14 protein-coding genes are annotated in these 16,948 nt (G+C 68.1%); 8 read left to right on the forward strand and 6 right to left on the reverse strand.

Annotated features, from left to right (window positions below; translation table 11 throughout):
• Positions 1 to 96: 96 nt before the first annotated feature.
• From AB4059_RS08165 to uvrD, 6 genes are all read left to right on the forward strand, one after another.
• The gene (locus AB4059_RS08165; protein ID WP_498978357.1) at positions 97 to 780 is read left to right on the forward strand and encodes a YdcF family protein; all 684 of its coding nucleotides are present in this window, start codon (positions 97 to 99) and stop codon (positions 778 to 780) included.
• 122 nt (positions 781 to 902) lie between these two features.
• Positions 903 to 3,236: a S9 family peptidase gene (locus AB4059_RS08170; protein WP_498978359.1), complete on the forward strand. Its 2,334-nt coding sequence runs from the start codon at positions 903 to 905 to the stop codon at positions 3,234 to 3,236.
• Positions 3,237 to 3,350: 114 nt separating this feature from the next.
• Positions 3,351 to 3,950 carry a biliverdin-producing heme oxygenase gene (locus tag AB4059_RS08175; protein WP_498978361.1) on the forward strand — a complete coding sequence of 200 codons (600 nt, stop codon included), beginning with the start codon at positions 3,351 to 3,353 and terminating at the stop codon, positions 3,948 to 3,950.
• A gap of 4 nt (positions 3,951 to 3,954) precedes the next feature.
• Positions 3,955 to 5,679, forward strand: coding sequence for a GAF domain-containing protein (locus AB4059_RS08180; protein WP_498978363.1), 1,725 nt, complete (start codon positions 3,955 to 3,957; stop codon positions 5,677 to 5,679).
• Between the two features lie 67 nt (positions 5,680 to 5,746).
• Positions 5,747 to 6,388, forward strand: a complete 642-nt coding sequence (locus AB4059_RS08185; RefSeq protein ID WP_498959477.1) for a TIGR00645 family protein — start codon at positions 5,747 to 5,749, stop codon at positions 6,386 to 6,388.
• 141 nt (positions 6,389 to 6,529) lie between these two features.
• Positions 6,530 to 8,707, forward strand: a complete 2,178-nt coding sequence (gene uvrD / locus AB4059_RS08190; RefSeq protein WP_498978366.1) for a DNA helicase II — start codon at positions 6,530 to 6,532, stop codon at positions 8,705 to 8,707.
• Here uvrD and AB4059_RS08195 read toward each other — a convergent pair whose 3' ends face one another.
• Positions 8,708 to 8,905, reverse strand: a complete 198-nt coding sequence (locus AB4059_RS08195) for a hypothetical protein (RefSeq protein WP_498978368.1) — start codon at positions 8,903 to 8,905, stop codon at positions 8,708 to 8,710. It lies immediately after the preceding gene.
• Between the two features lie 21 nt (positions 8,906 to 8,926).
• Complete coding sequence (locus tag AB4059_RS08200) at positions 8,927 to 9,241, reverse strand: DUF2782 domain-containing protein (RefSeq protein WP_498978370.1); 315 nt, start codon at positions 9,239 to 9,241, stop codon at positions 8,927 to 8,929.
• A gap of 92 nt (positions 9,242 to 9,333) precedes the next feature.
• Between AB4059_RS08200 and polA the strand changes: the two genes are divergently transcribed.
• Positions 9,334 to 12,105 carry a DNA polymerase I gene (polA, locus tag AB4059_RS08205; RefSeq protein ID WP_498978372.1) on the forward strand — a complete coding sequence of 924 codons (2,772 nt, stop codon included), beginning with the start codon at positions 9,334 to 9,336 and terminating at the stop codon, positions 12,103 to 12,105.
• A 306-nt stretch (positions 12,106 to 12,411) separates the two neighbouring features.
• Positions 12,412 to 12,891 (forward strand): DUF421 domain-containing protein, encoded by a 480-nt coding sequence (locus tag AB4059_RS08210; RefSeq protein WP_498978374.1) that lies wholly within the window; start codon positions 12,412 to 12,414, stop codon positions 12,889 to 12,891.
• Here AB4059_RS08210 and hemF read toward each other — a convergent pair.
• Genes hemF through AB4059_RS08230 form a run of 4 tightly spaced genes read right to left on the reverse strand, consistent with a single transcriptional unit; the run spans position 12,888 to position 16,902 of the window.
• Positions 12,888 to 13,832 (reverse strand): oxygen-dependent coproporphyrinogen oxidase, encoded by a 945-nt coding sequence (gene hemF / locus AB4059_RS08215; protein WP_498978376.1) that lies wholly within the window; start codon positions 13,830 to 13,832, stop codon positions 12,888 to 12,890. The genes AB4059_RS08210 and hemF overlap by 4 nt on opposite strands.
• A gap of 34 nt (positions 13,833 to 13,866) precedes the next feature.
• Positions 13,867 to 15,105, reverse strand: a complete 1,239-nt coding sequence (locus tag AB4059_RS08220; protein WP_498978379.1) for a heme biosynthesis protein HemY — start codon at positions 15,103 to 15,105, stop codon at positions 13,867 to 13,869.
• Positions 15,106 to 15,116: 11 nt separating this feature from the next.
• Entirely contained in the window at positions 15,117 to 16,151 is a 1,035-nt protein-coding gene (locus tag AB4059_RS08225) for a uroporphyrinogen-III C-methyltransferase (RefSeq protein ID WP_498978381.1), read from the reverse strand.
• Positions 16,123 to 16,902: a uroporphyrinogen-III synthase gene (locus AB4059_RS08230; protein WP_498978383.1), complete on the reverse strand. Its 780-nt coding sequence runs from the start codon at positions 16,900 to 16,902 to the stop codon at positions 16,123 to 16,125. Before AB4059_RS08230 ends, AB4059_RS08225 begins: the two co-directional genes overlap by 29 nt.
• Positions 16,903 to 16,948 lie beyond the last annotated feature (46 nt).

Here is a 16,948-nt window from a genome sequence, read left to right on the forward strand (position 1 = left end):
CGTCGCCGGCCAGCGTGGCGCATCCGCCGCGGAAGTCGGATGATGTCGGCCTTCGGGCACGCTTTGTTTTCGACCCCACGCCCCCATCAAGCGGCCATGCCGTCCCACGTCTCCCATCGTTTGCGCCTTGCCGTCGACCGCGATGTCCTTCACACGGGCGTCGTGACGCTGCTTGCCTGCATGTTGAGCGCCGGCGTGGTCTACCTGGGCTACTTCTGGCACGTCCTGCGCGTGGCGCGTCGCGCGCCGACCACGCCCGAGCACGGCGACACGGTCCTGGTGTTCGGCAAACACGCACCGCATGGGCGCATCGACGCGGATTTCGCCGCGCGCCTGGAGCGCACCGCGGTGCTGTGGCGCGAACGCCCGCCGCGTGAAGTGATCCTCCTCGGCGGCGGCGCGCCCGACGAACCCACCGAGGCGGAAGTCGCGCAGGCCGCACTGCTCGCGCGCAACCTCGACGCCGGCCCGGCGTTGCGCCTGGAAGCGCAATCGCGCGACACCCTGCAGAACCTGCGCAACGCGCGCGCATTGATGGTCGGCGAAAACACGCGCCGCGTGACCCTGCTCAGCAGCCGCTACCACCTCGCGCGCTGCGCCCTGTTCGCCCGCCAGCTCGGTTACGACTGGGAGCTGTGCGCCGCCGAACCGCGTTTGCGCCTGAAGCCCACGACCCTGCTGCACATCGCGGCCGAAGCGTATTTCGTCTGCTGGACCGACCTGGGCACCCGCTGGGCGCGCCTGATCGGCTCGGACCGGATGCTCGCGCGCGTGACCTGAGGTCTCGGAAGGGTCCGCCGAATCGAGACGCCCGTCCCTCGAACAGGACCACCGGCATGGGCCGGCGACGGGGGTGGTTGCGCTAGGATCGGGCGCTTACGTATCCGTATCGGAGCAGGGGCATGGGTGTGAAGTTGGATCGCAGCGCTTGCGCGCTGGCTATTGGCGCGGGTCTCGCGCTCTCGTCGGGCGCCTTCGCCCAATCGCCTGCGAAGGTCACCACCGCCGATTACGACCGCGCGGTGAAGATGCTTTCGCCGAACACCAATCCGCTGGTCGACCATGACGCCAAGGGCGTGACCTGGCTCGACGACAAGTCTTTCGTCTGGTTCGACAACGACGCCAACGGCGTGCGCGTGGTGCGCACCGATGCGACGACCGGCAAGTCGGTCGCCGCCTTCGACGTCGCGCGCATGGCCAAGGGCCTGTCGGCGGCGACGGGCAAGCCGGTCGACGCCAAGCGCATCGACAAGTCGATCTACGGCGTCGGGCTCAACGCCGACGGCCGCTACGACTTCTCGGTGAAGGGCACGCATTACCTGTGCGAGGTCGCCAAGCCGCGCTGCGTCGCCAAGCCGGTCGCCAAGGGCAAGGACGGCGACGGCCCGGGCAACCTCTCGCCCGACGGCAAGCGCGAAGCCTTCATCCGCAACTGGAACCTGTGGGTGCGCGACATCGCCACGGGCAAGGAAACGCAGCTGACCAAGGACGGCGTCGAGAACTTCGGCTACGCCACCAACAACGCCGGCTGGGTGCACGACGACAGCGCGATCCTGGTGTGGTCGCCGGATTCGTCGAAGATCGCCACCTTCCAGCAGGACCAGCGCAAGACCAGCACGATGGCGGTGGTCGGCACCAACATCGGCGCGCCGAAGATCGAAACGTGGAAGTACCCGTTCGTCGGCGACAAGGACGTGACCATGATCGAGCGCGTCGTCATCGACGTGCCGACGCAGAAGCTGGTGCGCCTGAAGATGCCGGCCGACCAGCACCGTTCGACGCAGTGCGACGACGTCAGCTGCTTCGGCGGCTGGGAAGACGTGCAGTGGGCGAAGGACGGCAAGTCCATCGCCTTCGTCTCCACCGCGCGCGACCACACCAAGAGCTGGGTGCGCACGGCCGACGTCGCCACGGGCGCCGTGCATGAAGTCTTCGACGAAAGCGCGAAGAACTGGTTCGAATCGGGCATCAACGCCATCAACTGGCGCTACCTGCCGGAGAGCAACGAGATCCTGTGGTGGAGCCAGCGCAGCAACTGGGGCCACCTGTATCTGTACGACCTGGGCACCGGCAAGCTCAAGCGCCAGGTGACCGAAGGCGATTGGAACGTCGCCGAAGTGCTGCGTCTGGATCCGGCTTCGCGCACGGTGTGGTTCACCGGCGTGAACCGCGAGGAAGGCCACCACCCGTATCACCAGCACCTTTACAAGGTGAACCTGGATGCCGGCGCGCCGGTGCTGCTCTCGCCGGAAGACGCGCAGCACAGCTTCACGCTGTCGAAGGACGGCAAGTACGTCGTCGATTCGTATTCGACCACCGCCGTGCCGCCGGTCACCGTGCTGCGCGACGCGAACGACGGCAAGGTGCTCGCCGAAGTCGCCAAGGCCGACATCACCCGCCTGAAGGCCGCCGGCTGGGTGGCGCCCGAGCCGATCGTCGTGAAGGCGCGCGACGGCAAGACCGACCTGTACGGCATGCTGTTCAAGCCGTCCAACTTCGATCCGAACAAGAAGTACCCGATCATCAACTACATCTATCCGGGTCCGCAGGTCGGCTCGGTGCGCACCTACGCTTTCGCCCCCTCGCACGGCGACAACCAGGCGCTGGCGGAACTCGGGTTCGTGGTCGTGGCCATCGACGGCATGGGCACGCCGTATCGTTCCAAGGCCTTCCATGACGCCTACGCCAAGAACGTCGGCGACAACACGCTGCCCGACCAGATCACCGGCATGAAGCAGCTCGGCGAGCGCTTCCCCTGGATCGACCTGACGCGCGTGGGCATCTGGGGCCATTCGGGCGGCGGCAACGCCACGGGCACGGCGATGTTCCGTTACCCCGAGTTCTTCAAGGTCGGCATCGCCGAAAGCGGCAACCACGACAACCGCAGCTACGAAGACGACTGGGCGGAGAAGTGGCAGGGCCTGTTGGTCACGGGCAAGGACGGCAAGTCGAACTACGACGACCAGGCCAACCAGAACCACGCCGCCAAGTTCAAGGGCAAGCTGCTGCTCATGCACGGCCTGATGGACGACAACGTGCCGCCGCAGAGCACGCTGCTCGTCGTCGACGCGCTGATCAAGGCCAACAAGGACTTCGACCTGTTGCTCCTGCCGAACGCGCGCCACGGCTACGGCGAGTACTCGCCGTACGTGATGCGCAAGCGCTGGGACTACTTCGTGCAGAACCTGCTGGGCGCCGAACATCCCGACGCCTACGAAGTGAAGCTGCCGAAGTAACGCACCGCAGCAAACGCGGCAACCATGCGCCTTTGCGGCGCGTGAAGACGGGGCCTTCAGGCCCCGTCTTCATTGGTGAAATCGGCGTGCAGGTGATGTTGTATCGTCTTCACGATGACAGCAGCCGCCGACAACGGATATCGTGACCGCCTGCGTGGCGCCACCAACACGGCGCACGTGCGCCTGGACACGCGCTTCGCGCAAGGCATCCGCACGCCCGCGCAGTACCGCACCTACGTGCTGGGCATGCACGCCTTCGTCGCCAACGCCGAGCGTGCGCTGGCGCGGGCGCAGTTGCGCCCCACCTGGCGTGCGTGGCGCGATCCCGCGCGCACGGGCTGGCTCGACGAAGATTTGTCCGCGATCGGCCTGGCCGCGCTTGCCGACGGGCCGCCGATGTCGGTCGTCGACGATGCCGGCGCCGCCGGCCTGATGTACGTGATCGAAGGCTCCGCACTGGGCGCCACCCAATTGCTCGGCGATGCGCAGGCGTTGGGCCACGGCCCGGGCACGGGTGCCACCTTCCTATCGCGCCACGGCGGTTTCGGCGCAGGCAAGCGTTGGCGCGCTTTCGTCCAGGAACTCGAGCGCGCCGACTTCGACCCCGGCAGCGAACGCGCGATGCTCGAATCGGCCGCACGCGCCTTCGCCTGCGCCGAACACGAATTCCATCGCGCCGAACACGCGCAGACCACCTTTACCGACGGAACTTGATTCGATGGACCACGCAACGCCGAGCGCCCCGGGCGCCGAGGCCGACTGCGCGCGCGAGGCGATCCACCTCAGTGGTGCGATCCAGCCGCACGGCTACCTGATCAGCTGCTCCCTGCCGGACTGGACGGTCCGCCACGCCTCGGCGAACGTCGCCGAACTGCTCGACACGCCGCCCGACGAAGTCATCGGCCGCAGCCTGCGCGAACACGTCGCCGACGAAGTCCTGCAACCCCTGCTCGAAGTGCTCGACATGATGGAATCGGGCGCGCCGCCGCAGCGCGCGGCGATCGGCAACATCGGCGCGATGGCGCACCTGTGCGATTTCGTCGTGCACGTGGCCGGCGACCTGGTGCACGTCGAACTCGAGCCCCGCTCGAGCATCCCGCTGCGCCAGGCACCGACCGTGGTCGCGCAGCGCATGATCGCGCGCGCCAGCGGCAGCGCGGACATGCGCGGCTTCCACCAGCACACCGCGGACGAAATCCGCGAACTCACCGGCTACGACCGCGTGATGATCTATCGCTTCCGCCACGACGATGCCGGCGAAGTCATCGCCGAATCGCGCGCGCAGGACATGGAACCCTTCCTGGGGCTGCGCTTCCCGGCCGCCGACATTCCCGCGCAGGCGCGTGCGCTGTACGTGCGCAACCGCATCCGCGTGATTCCCGATGTCGCCTACGTGCCGGTGCCGATCCTGCCCGACCACGATGCGAACGGCGCCCCGCTGGACCTGAGCCAGCACATCCTGCGCAGCGTTTCGCCGGTGCACATCGAATACCTGAAGAACATGGGGCTGGCCGCGTCGATGTCGATTTCGATCGTCAGCGGCGGGCGCCTGTGGGGCCTGATCGCCTGCCACCATCGTCAACCGCGGCTGGTGCCGCCGTCGATCCGCGCGGCTGCCGACATGTTCAGCCTGTTCGTGTCGATGCGCGTGAGCGCCGCCGACCAGGAAATCGCATCCAGGCAGGACGACCGCGCGCGCGAGGCGCGCGAACAGCTCGCGCTGCGCCTCACGGGCCAGGAAGGGTTGTCGACCGCGCTGGCCGAAGCCATGCCGGTCCTCGCCGAAATGGTGCCCGCCGATGGCATCGCGCTGCGCAGCGATGGGCAATGGTCGACGCACGGCCGCGTGCCCTCGCTCGAAGGTTTGTCGCGCGCGCTGGAATGGGCGCGCACGCAGGGCGCGGATCGCCTGCCGGCGATCGACCACGCCACGCCGTGGGCATCGCCCGACGCGAACGACGGCCTCGCCGGCGTGCTCGCCGTGCCCTTCGGCCGACGCGACGACTGGTTGTTCTTCTTCCGCTGCGAACAGATCGAAGACGTGGTGTGGGCCGGCGATCCGCACAAGCCGATGGTGCCGACCGACGATGGCGTGCGCATCGCGCCGCGCAAGAGCTTCGCCAGTTGGCGCGAAACCGTGCGCGGCCATGCCTCGCCGTGGACCGACGCCGAGCGCGCCGCCGCCGAACGCCTGCGCTGGTTGTTGCAGGAACGCCCGTGGCAACCGCTGCCCAGCGAAAGCGAGGCAGCCAACGTCCGCGACATGCGCCTGTTCCGCCGCCGCCACGTGATCGCCGAACAGAAATCGCGGCTGGATCAACTCGGCGGATTGCTCGATGGCCTGGGGTATCTGGAAGATGCGGAGACTGCGCGCATCGGCGCACGCATCGCCGAGCTGGAAGCAGAATTGCGCCAACTGATGCATCGCGCGCCGATCGAATGACGGTGCGCGGCTTGGCAAACGCGCGCAGCGGCCGGTAACCTCGGGGCAACTCCCCCGCGAATTCCCCATGTCCGATGTCGCCCCGCGCACGCGCGCGCTCAATCCGCTGCCTTCGCTGATCTTCTCTTCGCGCTGGCTGCAGTTGCCGCTCTATCTGGGGTTGATCGTCGCGCAGGGCGTGTACGTCTACCTGTTCGTGAAGGAGCTGCTGCATCTGATCGCCGCGACGCCGCACCTGGGCGAGCAGGAGATCATGTTGATCGTGCTGGGCCTGATCGACGTGGTGATGATCAGCAATCTGCTCGTCATGGTGATCGTCGGCGGTTACGAAACCTTCGTTTCGCGGTTGCGACTGGAAGATCATCCGGACCAGCCGGAGTGGTTGAGCCACGTCAACGCGAGCGTGCTCAAGGTCAAGCTGGCGATGGCGATCATCGGCATTTCGTCGATCCACTTGCTCAAGAGTTTCATCGAGGTCGGCATGGTCGGCGGGCTGCCGCTGTGCAGCACGGCCGACGGGATCGCCGCGGTCCGCGCCATGGGCGAGGCGGGGCTGAACATGAAGGCCTGCACGACCATCACGAAGGACGGCGTGTTGTGGCAGACGATCATCCATAGCGTTTTCATCATTTCGGCCCTCGGCATCGCATGGACCGACAAGTTGATGACCGGGGCGGCGAGCAAGCGCGAGCACGTTCACGCGCATTGAGGGAATGGGGAATAGGGAATAGGGAATAGTTGATTCGCCGTAGGTCGCCATCGTTCCAAGTCGCCACGTACCAACCATTCCCCATTCCCCATTCCCCGCTTTCAAGCGGGCACGCGGTGCGATGCACCGTAAAATGCCCCCATGGATGTCTCCCACCTGCTAGACGCGCTGAACCCGGCCCAGCGCGAAGCCGTTACTGCGCCTTCCGGTCACTACCTCGTCCTCGCCGGCGCCGGCAGCGGCAAGACCCGCGTGCTGATGCACCGCATCGCGTGGCTCAACGAAGTGATGGGCGTGCCGCCGCACGGCATCCTCGCGGTCACTTTCACCAACAAGGCCGCCGGCGAACTCCGCCACCGCGCCGAACACCTGCTGCGCAATGGGTCGCGCGGCATGTGGATCGGCACCTTCCACGGCCTCGCCCACCGCCTGCTGCGCCTGCACTGGGCCGATGCGGGATTGCCCGAAGGCTTCCAGGTCCTCGACTCCGACGACCAGTTGCGCCTGGTCAAGCGCGTCGTGCAACAACTCGAACTCGACGACACGCGCTTCCCGCCGCGCCAGATCGCCTGGTGGATCAACGCGCAGAAAGACGAAGGCCGCCGCCCGCAGCACATCCAACCGGGCAGCGACTGGTTCATGGACACCATGCGCAAGGCGTACGCGGCCTACCAGGAACGCTGCGATCGCGCGGGCCTGGTCGACTTCGCCGAACTGCTGCTGCGCGCGCACGAACTGCTGCGCGACAACGCCGGCCTGCTCGCGCATTACCGCCATCGCTTCGGCGAACTGCTGATCGATGAATTCCAGGACACCAACGCGATCCAGTACGGTTTCGTGCGCCTGCTGGCGGGCGATACCGGCCGCGTGTTCGTGGTCGGCGACGACGACCAGGCGATCTACGGCTGGCGCGGCGCGAAAGTGGAGAACGTGCAGCGCTTCCTGCGCGACTACCCGGGCGCGAGCACGCTTCGCCTGGAACAGAACTACCGATCGACGTCGAACATCCTCAACGCCGCGAACGCCGTCATCGCGCACAACCCCGATCGCCTCGGCAAACAACTGTGGACCGACGCGGGCGCCGGCGATCCGATCGACCTGTACGCCGCGTACAACGAAATCGACGAATCGCGATACGTGATCGAACGCATCCGCCAATGGGTGCGCGACGGCGGCAGCCACCGTGATTGCGCGATCCTCTACCGCAGCAACGCACAATCGCGGGCCTTCGAAGAAGCGCTGCTCGGCGAGCAGATCCCCTACCGCGTCTATGGAGGCCAACGCTTCTTCGAGCGCGCGGAAATCAAGGACACGCTCGCCTACCTGCGCCTGGTGGCCAACCGCGCCGACGATGCCGCGTTCGAACGCGCCGTCAACACGCCCACGCGCGGGATCGGCGAACGCACGCTCGACGAAGTGCGCCGCACCGCGCGCGAGAACAGCCTGTCGCTCTGGGATGCCGCGCGCGCGACGAGCGAAGGCAACGTGCTGGCTGCACGCGCCCGCAATGCGCTGGCCGGCTTCCTCCTGCTGATCGAAGGCCTGCAGCTGGAAACCGCCGCGCTGCCGCTGCAGGAGAAGATCGACCACGTGCTGATGCGCAGCGGCCTGCGCGAGCACTTTGCGAACGAGTCGAAGGGCCAACTGGATTCGCGCACCGACAACCTCGACGAACTGGTGTCGGTCGCCTCGCGCTTCGTGCACGGCGACGACGAGGAGTCGGCCGCGCTCAGCGAACTGGTCGCCTTCCTCAGTTATGCCGCGCTCGAAGCGGGCGAGGGCCAGGCGCAGTCGGGCGAGGACGGCGTGCAGCTGATGACCCTGCACAGCGCGAAGGGCCTGGAGTTTCCGCTGGTGTTCCTCGCGGGCCTGGAAGAAGGCCTGTTCCCGAACACCAAGTCGCAGGAAGAACCCGGCCGCCTCGAAGAAGAGCGCCGCCTGGCCTACGTCGGCATCACGCGGGCGCGGCAGAAGCTGGTGCTCACCTACGCCGAAGCGCGTCGCATCCACGGCTCGGACATGTACGGCATTCCGTCGCGGTTCCTGCGCGAAATCCCGGCGCCGCTGATCAACGAAGTGCGGCCGCGCGTGCAGGTCTCGCGTTCGTACACACCGCATTCGGGGCGTCGCGAACATGCGATGGCTGCCGTGGAGGTTCCGCCGGTGAAGCTCGGCGCCAACGTCCGGCATCCCACCTTCGGCACCGGCGTGGTCACCGATTACGAAGGCAGCGGCCCGCACGCCCGCGTGCAGGTGAACTTCGACGATGTCGGTTCGAAATGGCTGGTGCTGGCGTACGCGAACTTGACGCCTGCCTGATCAACGCGCGTCAGCCACCGACGCCTGCAACGCACTGGCCAACGCGGCATCGCCGCTGACCAGCGCAGTCCACGCGAGCTCCAGCCCCTTGCGACGGCCTTTCTCGACGAGCTTCAGGCCATCGGGGCCGATCGTCAGCGTGTACACCTGGTCGCCGATCTGCACTTCGCGGCGCATGGGCTTGTCGAGCTTGGTCATCGCGTGCTCCCCGGAAGAGAATCACCAGCCATAAAGCTTGAAATAGACCGGCACGTTGCGCGTGCCGTCGCTGTTGCGGTCCAGGCGGCCGTCGCCGTCGGAATCGGTCACGTAATAGGTCGGGCCGTTCTTCGGCACCACGCGCACCATCGCCAGCGAGCCGCCGACGCGGTACTCGGTGACCACATCGCCGTTGGACTCGGTGCGCGTGGCTTGCTGCGCGCCTTCGGGCACCGGCGGCACCGCGTTGGGATCCTGCGGGGCGGTGGCGCAGCCTGCCGCGAGCGCGAACAGGGCGAGGGCGGCGAACCGGTGCGCTGAGCGATGACGGGTCATGTGAGCCCTCCTCCCTGCGGGTTACGGAAGCCAAGCATAGGTCCGGCCGCCGTAAAGCCCGAGTGTTCGACCCGGGCGCGTAGAATCCGCGGATGCCAAGACTGGTCCTGATCGACGGGTCCTCGTACCTGTACCGCGCGTTCCACGCGCTTCCGCCCCTCACCAACAGCGCCGGCGAGCCCACGGGCGCCCTGTTCGGCGTCGTGAACATGCTCCGGGCCACGCTCGCCGAGCAGCCCGACTGCGCGGCCTTCGTCGTCGACGCACCGGGCAAGACCTTCCGCGACGATCTGTATCCCGAGTACAAGGCCAACCGGTCGGCCATGCCCGACGACCTGCGCGCGCAGGTGCAGCCGATGTGCGAAATCGTGCAGGCGCTGGGGTTCCCGCTCCTGCGCGTGGATGGCGTGGAGGCCGACGATGTCATCGGCACGCTCGCGCTGGAAGCCGCGCGCGCCGGCAGCGAGGTCACGATCTCCACCGGCGACAAGGACTTCGCGCAATTGCTCGGGCCCTTCGACAACGGCGGCAGCATCCGCCTGGTCAACACGATGAGCGGCAGCGTGCTGGACTCCGACGAAAGCGTGATGGCGAAGTTCGGCGTCCTCCCGCACCAGATCGTCGACATGCTCGCGCTGATGGGCGATGCGGTGGACAACGTGAAGGGCGTGGACAAGTGCGGCCCGAAGACCGCGGCCAAATGGCTCGCCGAATATGGTTCGCTCGACGGCGTGATCACCAATGCCGAGAAGATCGGCGGCAAGATCGGCGAAAACCTGCGCGCCGCGTTGCCGCGCCTGCCGTTGAATCGCGAACTGGTGACGATCAAGACCGACGTCGCCCTGGATTCGGCGGCGCACCAGCTGGGCCTGCGCCCGCGCGACGTCGACACGCTGAAGATCCTCTACGCGCGCTACGGCTTCAACGCCGCGCTGAAGGAACTCGGCGGTACGCCGCCTGCACCGACCGAGCGCAAGGTGTCGATGCGCGGCACCGAAGCGGGCTGGGCCCGCACGGGTGCGGCGCCGGCCGAAGCGCCGGATGCGAAGCTCGGCGAAAAGGTCGGCTACGAAACGATCCTCACGCGCGAACAGTTCGATGCGTGGCTGGCGAAGCTGCAGGCGGCCGATGCCTTCGCCTTCGACACCGAAACCGATTCGCTGGACGCGCTCTGCGCCAACCTGGTCGGCCTGAGCATCGCGACCGAGCCTTACGCCGGCGCTTACATCCCGTTCGGCCACGATTACCCGGGCGCACCGGCGCAATTGCCGCGCGAGGACGTGCTCGCCGCGCTACGCCCGCTGTTCGCCGATGCGTCGAAGAAGAAGGTCGGCCAGCACGGCAAGTACGACCTCCACGTCCTGCGCTGCCACGGCGTGACCGTGCACGGCTACGACGACGACACGATGCTCGAAAGCTTCGTCTTCAACGCCGGTGCGAGCCGGCACGACATGGATTCGCTCGCCAAGCGGTATCTGGGTTACGACACCGTCCGCTACGAGGATGTCGCGGGCAAGGGCGCCAAGCAGATCCCGTTCTCGCATGTCTCGCTCGAGGATGCGACGCGCTACGCGGCCGAAGACGCCGACATCGTGCTGCGCCTGCATTCGGTGCTGGGCCCGAAGCTGGCCGCCGAGCCTTCGCTGGAAAGCGTCTACCGCACGATCGAAATTCCGTTGGTGCAGGTCCTGGAGCGCGTGGAAGCCAACGGCATCCTGGTCGATGTCGCCGAGTTGCGCCGCCAGTCCGCCGACCTGGGCAAGCGCATGCTCGAAGCGCAGCAGCAGGCGACCGCGCTCGCCGGCCGCACCTTCAGCCTGGACTCGCCCAAGCAGGTGGGCCAGTTGCTGTTCGACGAACTCAAGCTCCCCGTGCAGGTGAAAACCTCCACCGGCCAGCCCAGCGTGAACGAAGAAGCGCTCGAAGCCATCGCCGATCTGCACGAACTGCCGAAGATCATCCTGGAATACCGCGGCCTGGCGAAGTTGCGCAGCACCTACACCGACAAACTGCCGGACATGGTGAATCCCAACACCGGCCGCGTGCACACCAGCTACCACCAGGCCGGTGCGGCGACGGGGCGCCTGGCCTCGTCGGACCCGAACCTTCAGAACATCCCGATCCGCACCGACGACGGGCGCCGCATCCGCAAGGCGTTCATCGCCCCGGAAGGCCGCCGCATCGTCGCGCTCGACTATTCGCAGATCGAGCTGCGGATCATGGCGCACCTGTCGGAAGACCCGAACCTGCTGAAGGCCTTCGGCAGCGGCGCGGACATCCATCGCGCGACCGCGGCGGAAGTCTTCGGCAAGGCGATGGACGATGTGTCCAACAACGAGCGCCGCGCGGCGAAGGCGATCAACTTCGGCCTGATGTACGGCATGAGCGCCTTCGGACTGGCGCGGCAGCTCGGCATCGGCCGTGGTGAGGCGCAGGACTACATCGCGCTCTACTTCTCGCGTTACCCGGGCGTGCGGGATTACATGGAGCGCACGCGGCAGGACGCGCGCGAGAAGGGGTATGTCGAGACGGTCTTCGGCCGCCGGCTGCACCTGGAGAACATCCATGCCCGCAACCAGGGCCTGCGCGCGGGCGCCGAGCGCGCGGCGATCAATGCGCCGATGCAGGGCACGGCCGCGGATATCGTCAAACGCGCGATGATCGAGATCGATGCCTGGCTCGCCGGCGACGCACGTGCGCTGATGCTGTTGCAGGTCCACGATGAGCTCGTCTTCGAAGCCGACGCCGGTTTCGTCGACGAACTCATCGTTGGCGCGAGGGCGCGAATGGCCGCTGCTGCACAGCTGCGTGTCCCCCTGTTGGTGGATGCGGGCACCGGCGCCAACTGGGACGAAGCGCACTGACGAGCGCGTCTCAGGGATTAGGTTTGTGAGGCCTCTCCGGAAGCAATGAATTAAAACTGAATCCAACGGTTCCTTAACCTGAATCTTCACGAACCATCCATGTACGGGGTGGTCATATAGCTCGCGTCAGATGCAAGGTCTGACGCAGATCTCTCCCTCCCCTGGAGTGATCCCCGGAGCGGTGACTCCTCCCCAAGTCCCGTTCCCCAGCCCCGCCGGTCTCCCCCTGGCCAGCGGGGCTTTTTATTGCCTGTCGAAAAGTGGGCCTGCGATACAGTGCAGGCCGGAGCCGCCAAGGGGAAATGCATGTTCGAGCTGTCCATGCCCGTGTGGGAGTACCTGCTGCGGGCGGTCATCGTCTACGTCGTACTGCTCGGCATGATCCGGATCTCCGGCAAACGCACGATGGGCCAGTTCACGCCCTTCGACATGTTGCTGATCGTCCTGCTCGGCAATGCGGTGCAGAACGCGCTGCTCGGCAAGGACACCTCGCTGATCGGCGGACTGCTGCTCGCGGCGGTGCTGATCACGCTGAACTGGACGACCGGCTTCATCGCCTCGCGCAGCCGCATCGCCGAAAAGGTGATCGAAGGCGAGCCCATCGTGCTCGCCAAGGACGGCCTGTTGTTCAAGAAGGTGCTGCGCCGCGAACTGGTGAGCGAGAACGACTTCGAAGAAGCGCTGCGCCAGGCAGGCGAGCTGTCGCTGGAGGACGTGCGTTTCGCGATCCTGGAAACCGACGGGCAGATCAGCGTCGTGCCGAAGCGCAAGTCCGACGACGACTAGCCGGCACGCAACTCCGATAGCCAATCGCGCGGGCGCAGGTAGTCGGCCAGCCGGGCTTCGTCGCTGCCGGCTTCGGGTTGGAAGCCGTACTCCCACCGCACCAACGGCGGCAGGCTCATCAGGATCGACTCGGTGCGGCCGCCGCTCTGCAGCCCGAACAGCGTGCCGCGGTCGTACACCAGGTTGAATTCCACGTAGCGCCCGCGCCGATAGAGCTGGAAGTCGCGCTCGCCCTCGCCGAAGGGCATCGCGCGGCGGCGTTCGACGATCGGCAGGTAGGCGTCGAGGAAACCGTCGCCGACCGCGCGCTGGTAGGCGAAGTCGCGTTCGAAATCGGCGTGCAGGTCGTCGAAGAACAAGCCGCCGACGCCGCGCGTCTCATCGCGATGCTTGAGGAAGAAGTACTCGTCGCACCAGCGCTTGTGTGCCTGGTAGCGCTCATTGCCGCCGAAGGGCTCGCACAGCGCACGCGCCGTGCGATGCCAATGCAGGACGTCTTCGTCGAAGGGGTAGTACGGCGTGAGGTCGAAGCCGCCGCCGAACCACCACGCGACCGTCTGGCCATCGCGCATCGCGCGGAAGTGGCGCACGTTGGCGTGGGTGGTGGGGATGTACGGGTTGCGCGGGTGGAACACGAGCGAGACGCCGACCGCGCGCCACGTGGCGCCGGCGAGCTCCGGCCGCGCGGCGGTCGCCGAGGGCGGGAGCTTCGAACCCGAGACGTCCGAGAAGCCGATGCCCGCCTGCTCGAACACCGCGCCGTCGCGCAGGATGCGCGTGCGTCCGCCGCCGCCTTCGCTGCGCGTCCAGGTGTCCTCGCGGAAGCGCGCGACACCGTCCACGCCTTCGATGGCCGCGCAGATGCGGTCCTGCAGATCGGTCAGATAGCTGCGGACGCGGGCGAAACCGGCGTCGTCTTCCTGTTCGGCGGGCGTGGACATGCGCGGCATTCTAGGCGACGCCGCCGGCCGGGTCTCATTCGCGCAGGCGGGGAACGCCGTGCGCGTCGCGGACTTCGATCGCGGCCTCGTCGGCGATGCGATCGCGCAGGCCGCGGTTGGGCAGGGCGAGGGTCGTCTCGCCGCGCATCGCGCGAAGGGCGTTGGCGTAGGACAGGCGCGCGGCTTCGGCGTCGCCCGCGGCCGTATAGCCTTCAGCCAGCGCTTCCCACGCCGATGCCCCGCCGCCTTGCGCGACCGCGCGGTGCAGCGAGCCCTCGGCGATCGGCCAGGGTTGCAGGCGTGCGAGTGCGCGCAGCGTCGCCGGGCTTTCGGGGTGCGCGGCGAGCCAGCTTTCCAGTTGCGTGCGGCGTGCTTCGGGCGAAGCGATCGGCAGTGCGCCGTAGCGGTCGACCAGCGCTTCGTCCCACTGCGTGGCCAGCGCCTGCTCGATGTTGCGCGCGGCGGCCACGTCCCAGCGCATGTCCGAGGCGCGCGCGGCGTAGGCGCCGACGACGGCCGCGTCGGATTGCAGCGCCTTCGGCAGCGCGTCCCACCGATCAGCCAACGCGTTCGCATCGGGAGCCTGCGCGAGCGAGGCGGCGGCCCAGCGCGCCTGCAAGGCATCGAGGCGATCGGAGGGCAGCGCCTGCTGCTGGCGCATGGCGCCGAGCATGCCGTAGGCCTCGTGCGCGCGGCCGACATCGGCCAACGCTTGCGCGCGCAGGATCAGCCCGCGCGGCGGCAGCGGTTGCGCGGTGGGCGCATCGAGGATCGTGAGCGCGGCGGTGGGATCGCCACCGGCGAGCGCGCGTTCGGCGCGTGCGATGGCGCTCGCGAGCGGTGCGCGCTCTGCGAGTGCATCCAGATGGCGTTGCACCGCGGCCGAATCACCGCGCGCTTCGGCCGCCTGCGCCGCACCGACGCGCGCCACGGCCGCGGCTTCGTCGCGATCGGCCGCGAGTTCGAGTTGTTTTTCCGCGCGCGCCCAGTGGCCCAACTGCAGCGCGCCCAGGCCGTCGGTCAAACGCAGGCGCGCCTGCCGATTGCGGAAACCGCGCCAGCCGCGGAACGGCAAGGCCAGTACCGTCCACAGCAGCCACAGCGCGAACACGGCGAGCAACAGCAGCAGGAACGCGCCGACCACCGTGCTGCGGTAGTCGTGCCCGCGGAAGCGCACCAGCACTTCGCCCGGATCCTGCACCAACACCTGCGCGACGAGCGCGCCGACCAGCGCCAGGGCGATCCAGAACAACAGGTTGCGGAACAAGTTCATGCGACCTCCTGTCAGCGCGCCCGCATCGAGCGCAATTGCGCGAGCGTCGTGCCCACGACCGGCGAGGCGATCGCCAAGGGTTGCGCGCGTAACCCGCGCAGCATCGCCCGTTGCGCGCGCAGCGCCGGTGAATCCGGCCACAGGCGCGGCAGCCACGCATCGGCGCGGACCAGCGACGCCCGCCAGGCCTCGACATCGCGCCGCTCCAGGGCGGCGCGCGCCAGCGTGAGTTCGATGCCGAGCGCTTCCATCGCCGCCGAGCGGTCGCTCGCCGCGCGCAACTGCGCGCGATCGGAGGGCTGCACGTCGACCAGCTTGGAGGCGACGCGCCGCCACCAGGGTTGGTCGCCGGCGTCGGGAAGTGCTTGCGCCGCCGGCAGGCGGGCGAGCGCGGATTCGAAAACGGTGAGTTTTGCGGAGGCCTCGTGCACCGGATCGACGCCTTTCGCATCGAGCGTGCCGCGTTCCTGCGCGAGCGTCTGGCGCAGGCTCAGGTAAGCCGGATCGTCGATGCCGTCGAGCATGCCCGCCGCAAGCGCATACGCGCGCCGCGCGCCGTCGAGATCCGAGGCGAGCTGTAAACGATGCTGCGCCATTGAGAGCAGCATCTCGACTTCGTCCAGACGGATCGCTTGCGCACCGTGGCGATCGGGATCGGCGAGCTTCGACACGCTGTCCTCGAGCAAGGCTGCACGCTGGCCGAGGCCCAGCAATTCGTCGCGCAGCACGCGGTTCGTCGCTTCGGCTTGCTGCAGGCGTTGCTGTTGGGCGCGTTGCTCGCTGCGCAGCGTCGCGAGGCGGTCTTCGACGGCGGCCAGGCGTTGCGAGGCATCGTCGGCAGCGGCGCGCTCATTCTTTGCGCGCGTATTCCAGGCGTGCCACGCCCATGCGCCGCCCAGCACGAGCAGCAACACGACGAGCCACGCGAGGGGCGCGCGGGAACGACGGACCGGCGGTTCGGGCGGGGGGTCGGTATCGAGCACGGCCTGGAGGTGTCGCGAAGAGGTGCGGACGATGCTACCGGATGCCGCGTCGTGGACGGCCATCACGCGCGGCGACCAGATCGGCTGGGCGGGCGCCGGCCGCCAGGCGCAGGTCGCGGAAGCCGAGTGCGCGCGCTTCGTCGGCCAGGCGCGCGCTGCCGGCGAGCACGCGCGCGGCGCGGAGTTTCGGCGCCAGGTCGGCGGGCGCGTGGTCCATCAGGGTCTGCAGCGCTTCGCCGCTGCTCACTGCGATCGCCCACCGGCCGCGCGCGGCGCGCAGGGCGGCGAAGGCGCGTGGCGTGGGCGGCTGGGCTTGTCGTGCATAAACATCGGCGCGCACGACCTGTGCGCCGCGCTTGCGCAGCCCCGGTTCGATCCGGTCGCGCCCACCCGGTGCGGTGACCAGGCCCACGCGCAGGCCGTCGATGTCCTGCAGCGCATCCATCGCGAGCAAGGCCTCGCTGTCTGCGCGCGCAGGCACCTGGACATCGGCGATGCCCGCGCGACGCAAGGCCGCCGCGGTACCCGCACCGATCGCGAAGAAGTGTTGCGTGCGCTTGCGACGCAGCGGCGTCATCGCCGCCGCGCAACGCACGGCATTCGGGCTGGTGAACACCACGCGCGGCGCGGCGAGGGCGTCGCGCAATCGACGACGCGAGTGCGCGTCGTCGTTCGAAACGATGCGCATCGTCGACAGCGCGACGCATCCCATGCCCGCGCGCGCGGCCGCGCGGCGCACGGCGCCGTGCTGCCCCAGCGGGCGCAGGGAGATGACGTACCATGCCGCCGGTCGTGGACTTGCCGCCTCGCGCATGCGCGCAGCTTGCGGCGTGTCGCGCCGCCCCGCAATCGCAGGTTGT

It is taken from the genome of Lysobacter sp. 2RAF19, from assembly GCF_052115395.1.
In the GTDB taxonomy this organism is placed as follows: Bacteria; Pseudomonadota; Gammaproteobacteria; order Xanthomonadales; family Xanthomonadaceae; genus Noviluteimonas.

Bases quoted from the DNA above. Each gene is read 5' to 3' on its own strand.
- AB4059_RS08165 (WP_498978357.1), top strand. From the start codon at position 97: ATGCCGTCCCACGTCTCCCATCGTTTGCGCCTTGCCGTCGACCGCGAT.
- AB4059_RS08170 (WP_498978359.1), top strand. From the start codon at position 903: ATGGGTGTGAAGTTGGATCGCAGCGCTTGCGCGCTGGCTATTGGCGCG.
- AB4059_RS08175 (WP_498978361.1), top strand. From the start codon at position 3,351: ATGACAGCAGCCGCCGACAACGGATATCGTGACCGCCTGCGTGGCGCC.
- AB4059_RS08180 (WP_498978363.1), top strand. From the start codon at position 3,955: ATGGACCACGCAACGCCGAGCGCCCCGGGCGCCGAGGCCGACTGCGCG.
- AB4059_RS08185 (WP_498959477.1), top strand. From the start codon at position 5,747: ATGTCCGATGTCGCCCCGCGCACGCGCGCGCTCAATCCGCTGCCTTCG.
- uvrD (WP_498978366.1), top strand. From the start codon at position 6,530: ATGGATGTCTCCCACCTGCTAGACGCGCTGAACCCGGCCCAGCGCGAA.
- AB4059_RS08195 (WP_498978368.1), bottom strand. From the start codon at position 8,905: ATGACCAAGCTCGACAAGCCCATGCGCCGCGAAGTGCAGATCGGCGAC.
- AB4059_RS08200 (WP_498978370.1), bottom strand. From the start codon at position 9,241: ATGACCCGTCATCGCTCAGCGCACCGGTTCGCCGCCCTCGCCCTGTTC.
- polA (WP_498978372.1), top strand. From the start codon at position 9,334: ATGCCAAGACTGGTCCTGATCGACGGGTCCTCGTACCTGTACCGCGCG.
- AB4059_RS08210 (WP_498978374.1), top strand. From the start codon at position 12,412: ATGTTCGAGCTGTCCATGCCCGTGTGGGAGTACCTGCTGCGGGCGGTC.
- hemF (WP_498978376.1), bottom strand. From the start codon at position 13,832: ATGTCCACGCCCGCCGAACAGGAAGACGACGCCGGTTTCGCCCGCGTC.
- AB4059_RS08220 (WP_498978379.1), bottom strand. From the start codon at position 15,105: ATGAACTTGTTCCGCAACCTGTTGTTCTGGATCGCCCTGGCGCTGGTC.
- AB4059_RS08225 (WP_498978381.1), bottom strand. From the start codon at position 16,151: ATGGCCGTCCACGACGCGGCATCCGGTAGCATCGTCCGCACCTCTTCG.
- AB4059_RS08230 (WP_498978383.1), bottom strand. From the start codon at position 16,902: ATGCGCGAGGCGGCAAGTCCACGACCGGCGGCATGGTACGTCATCTCC.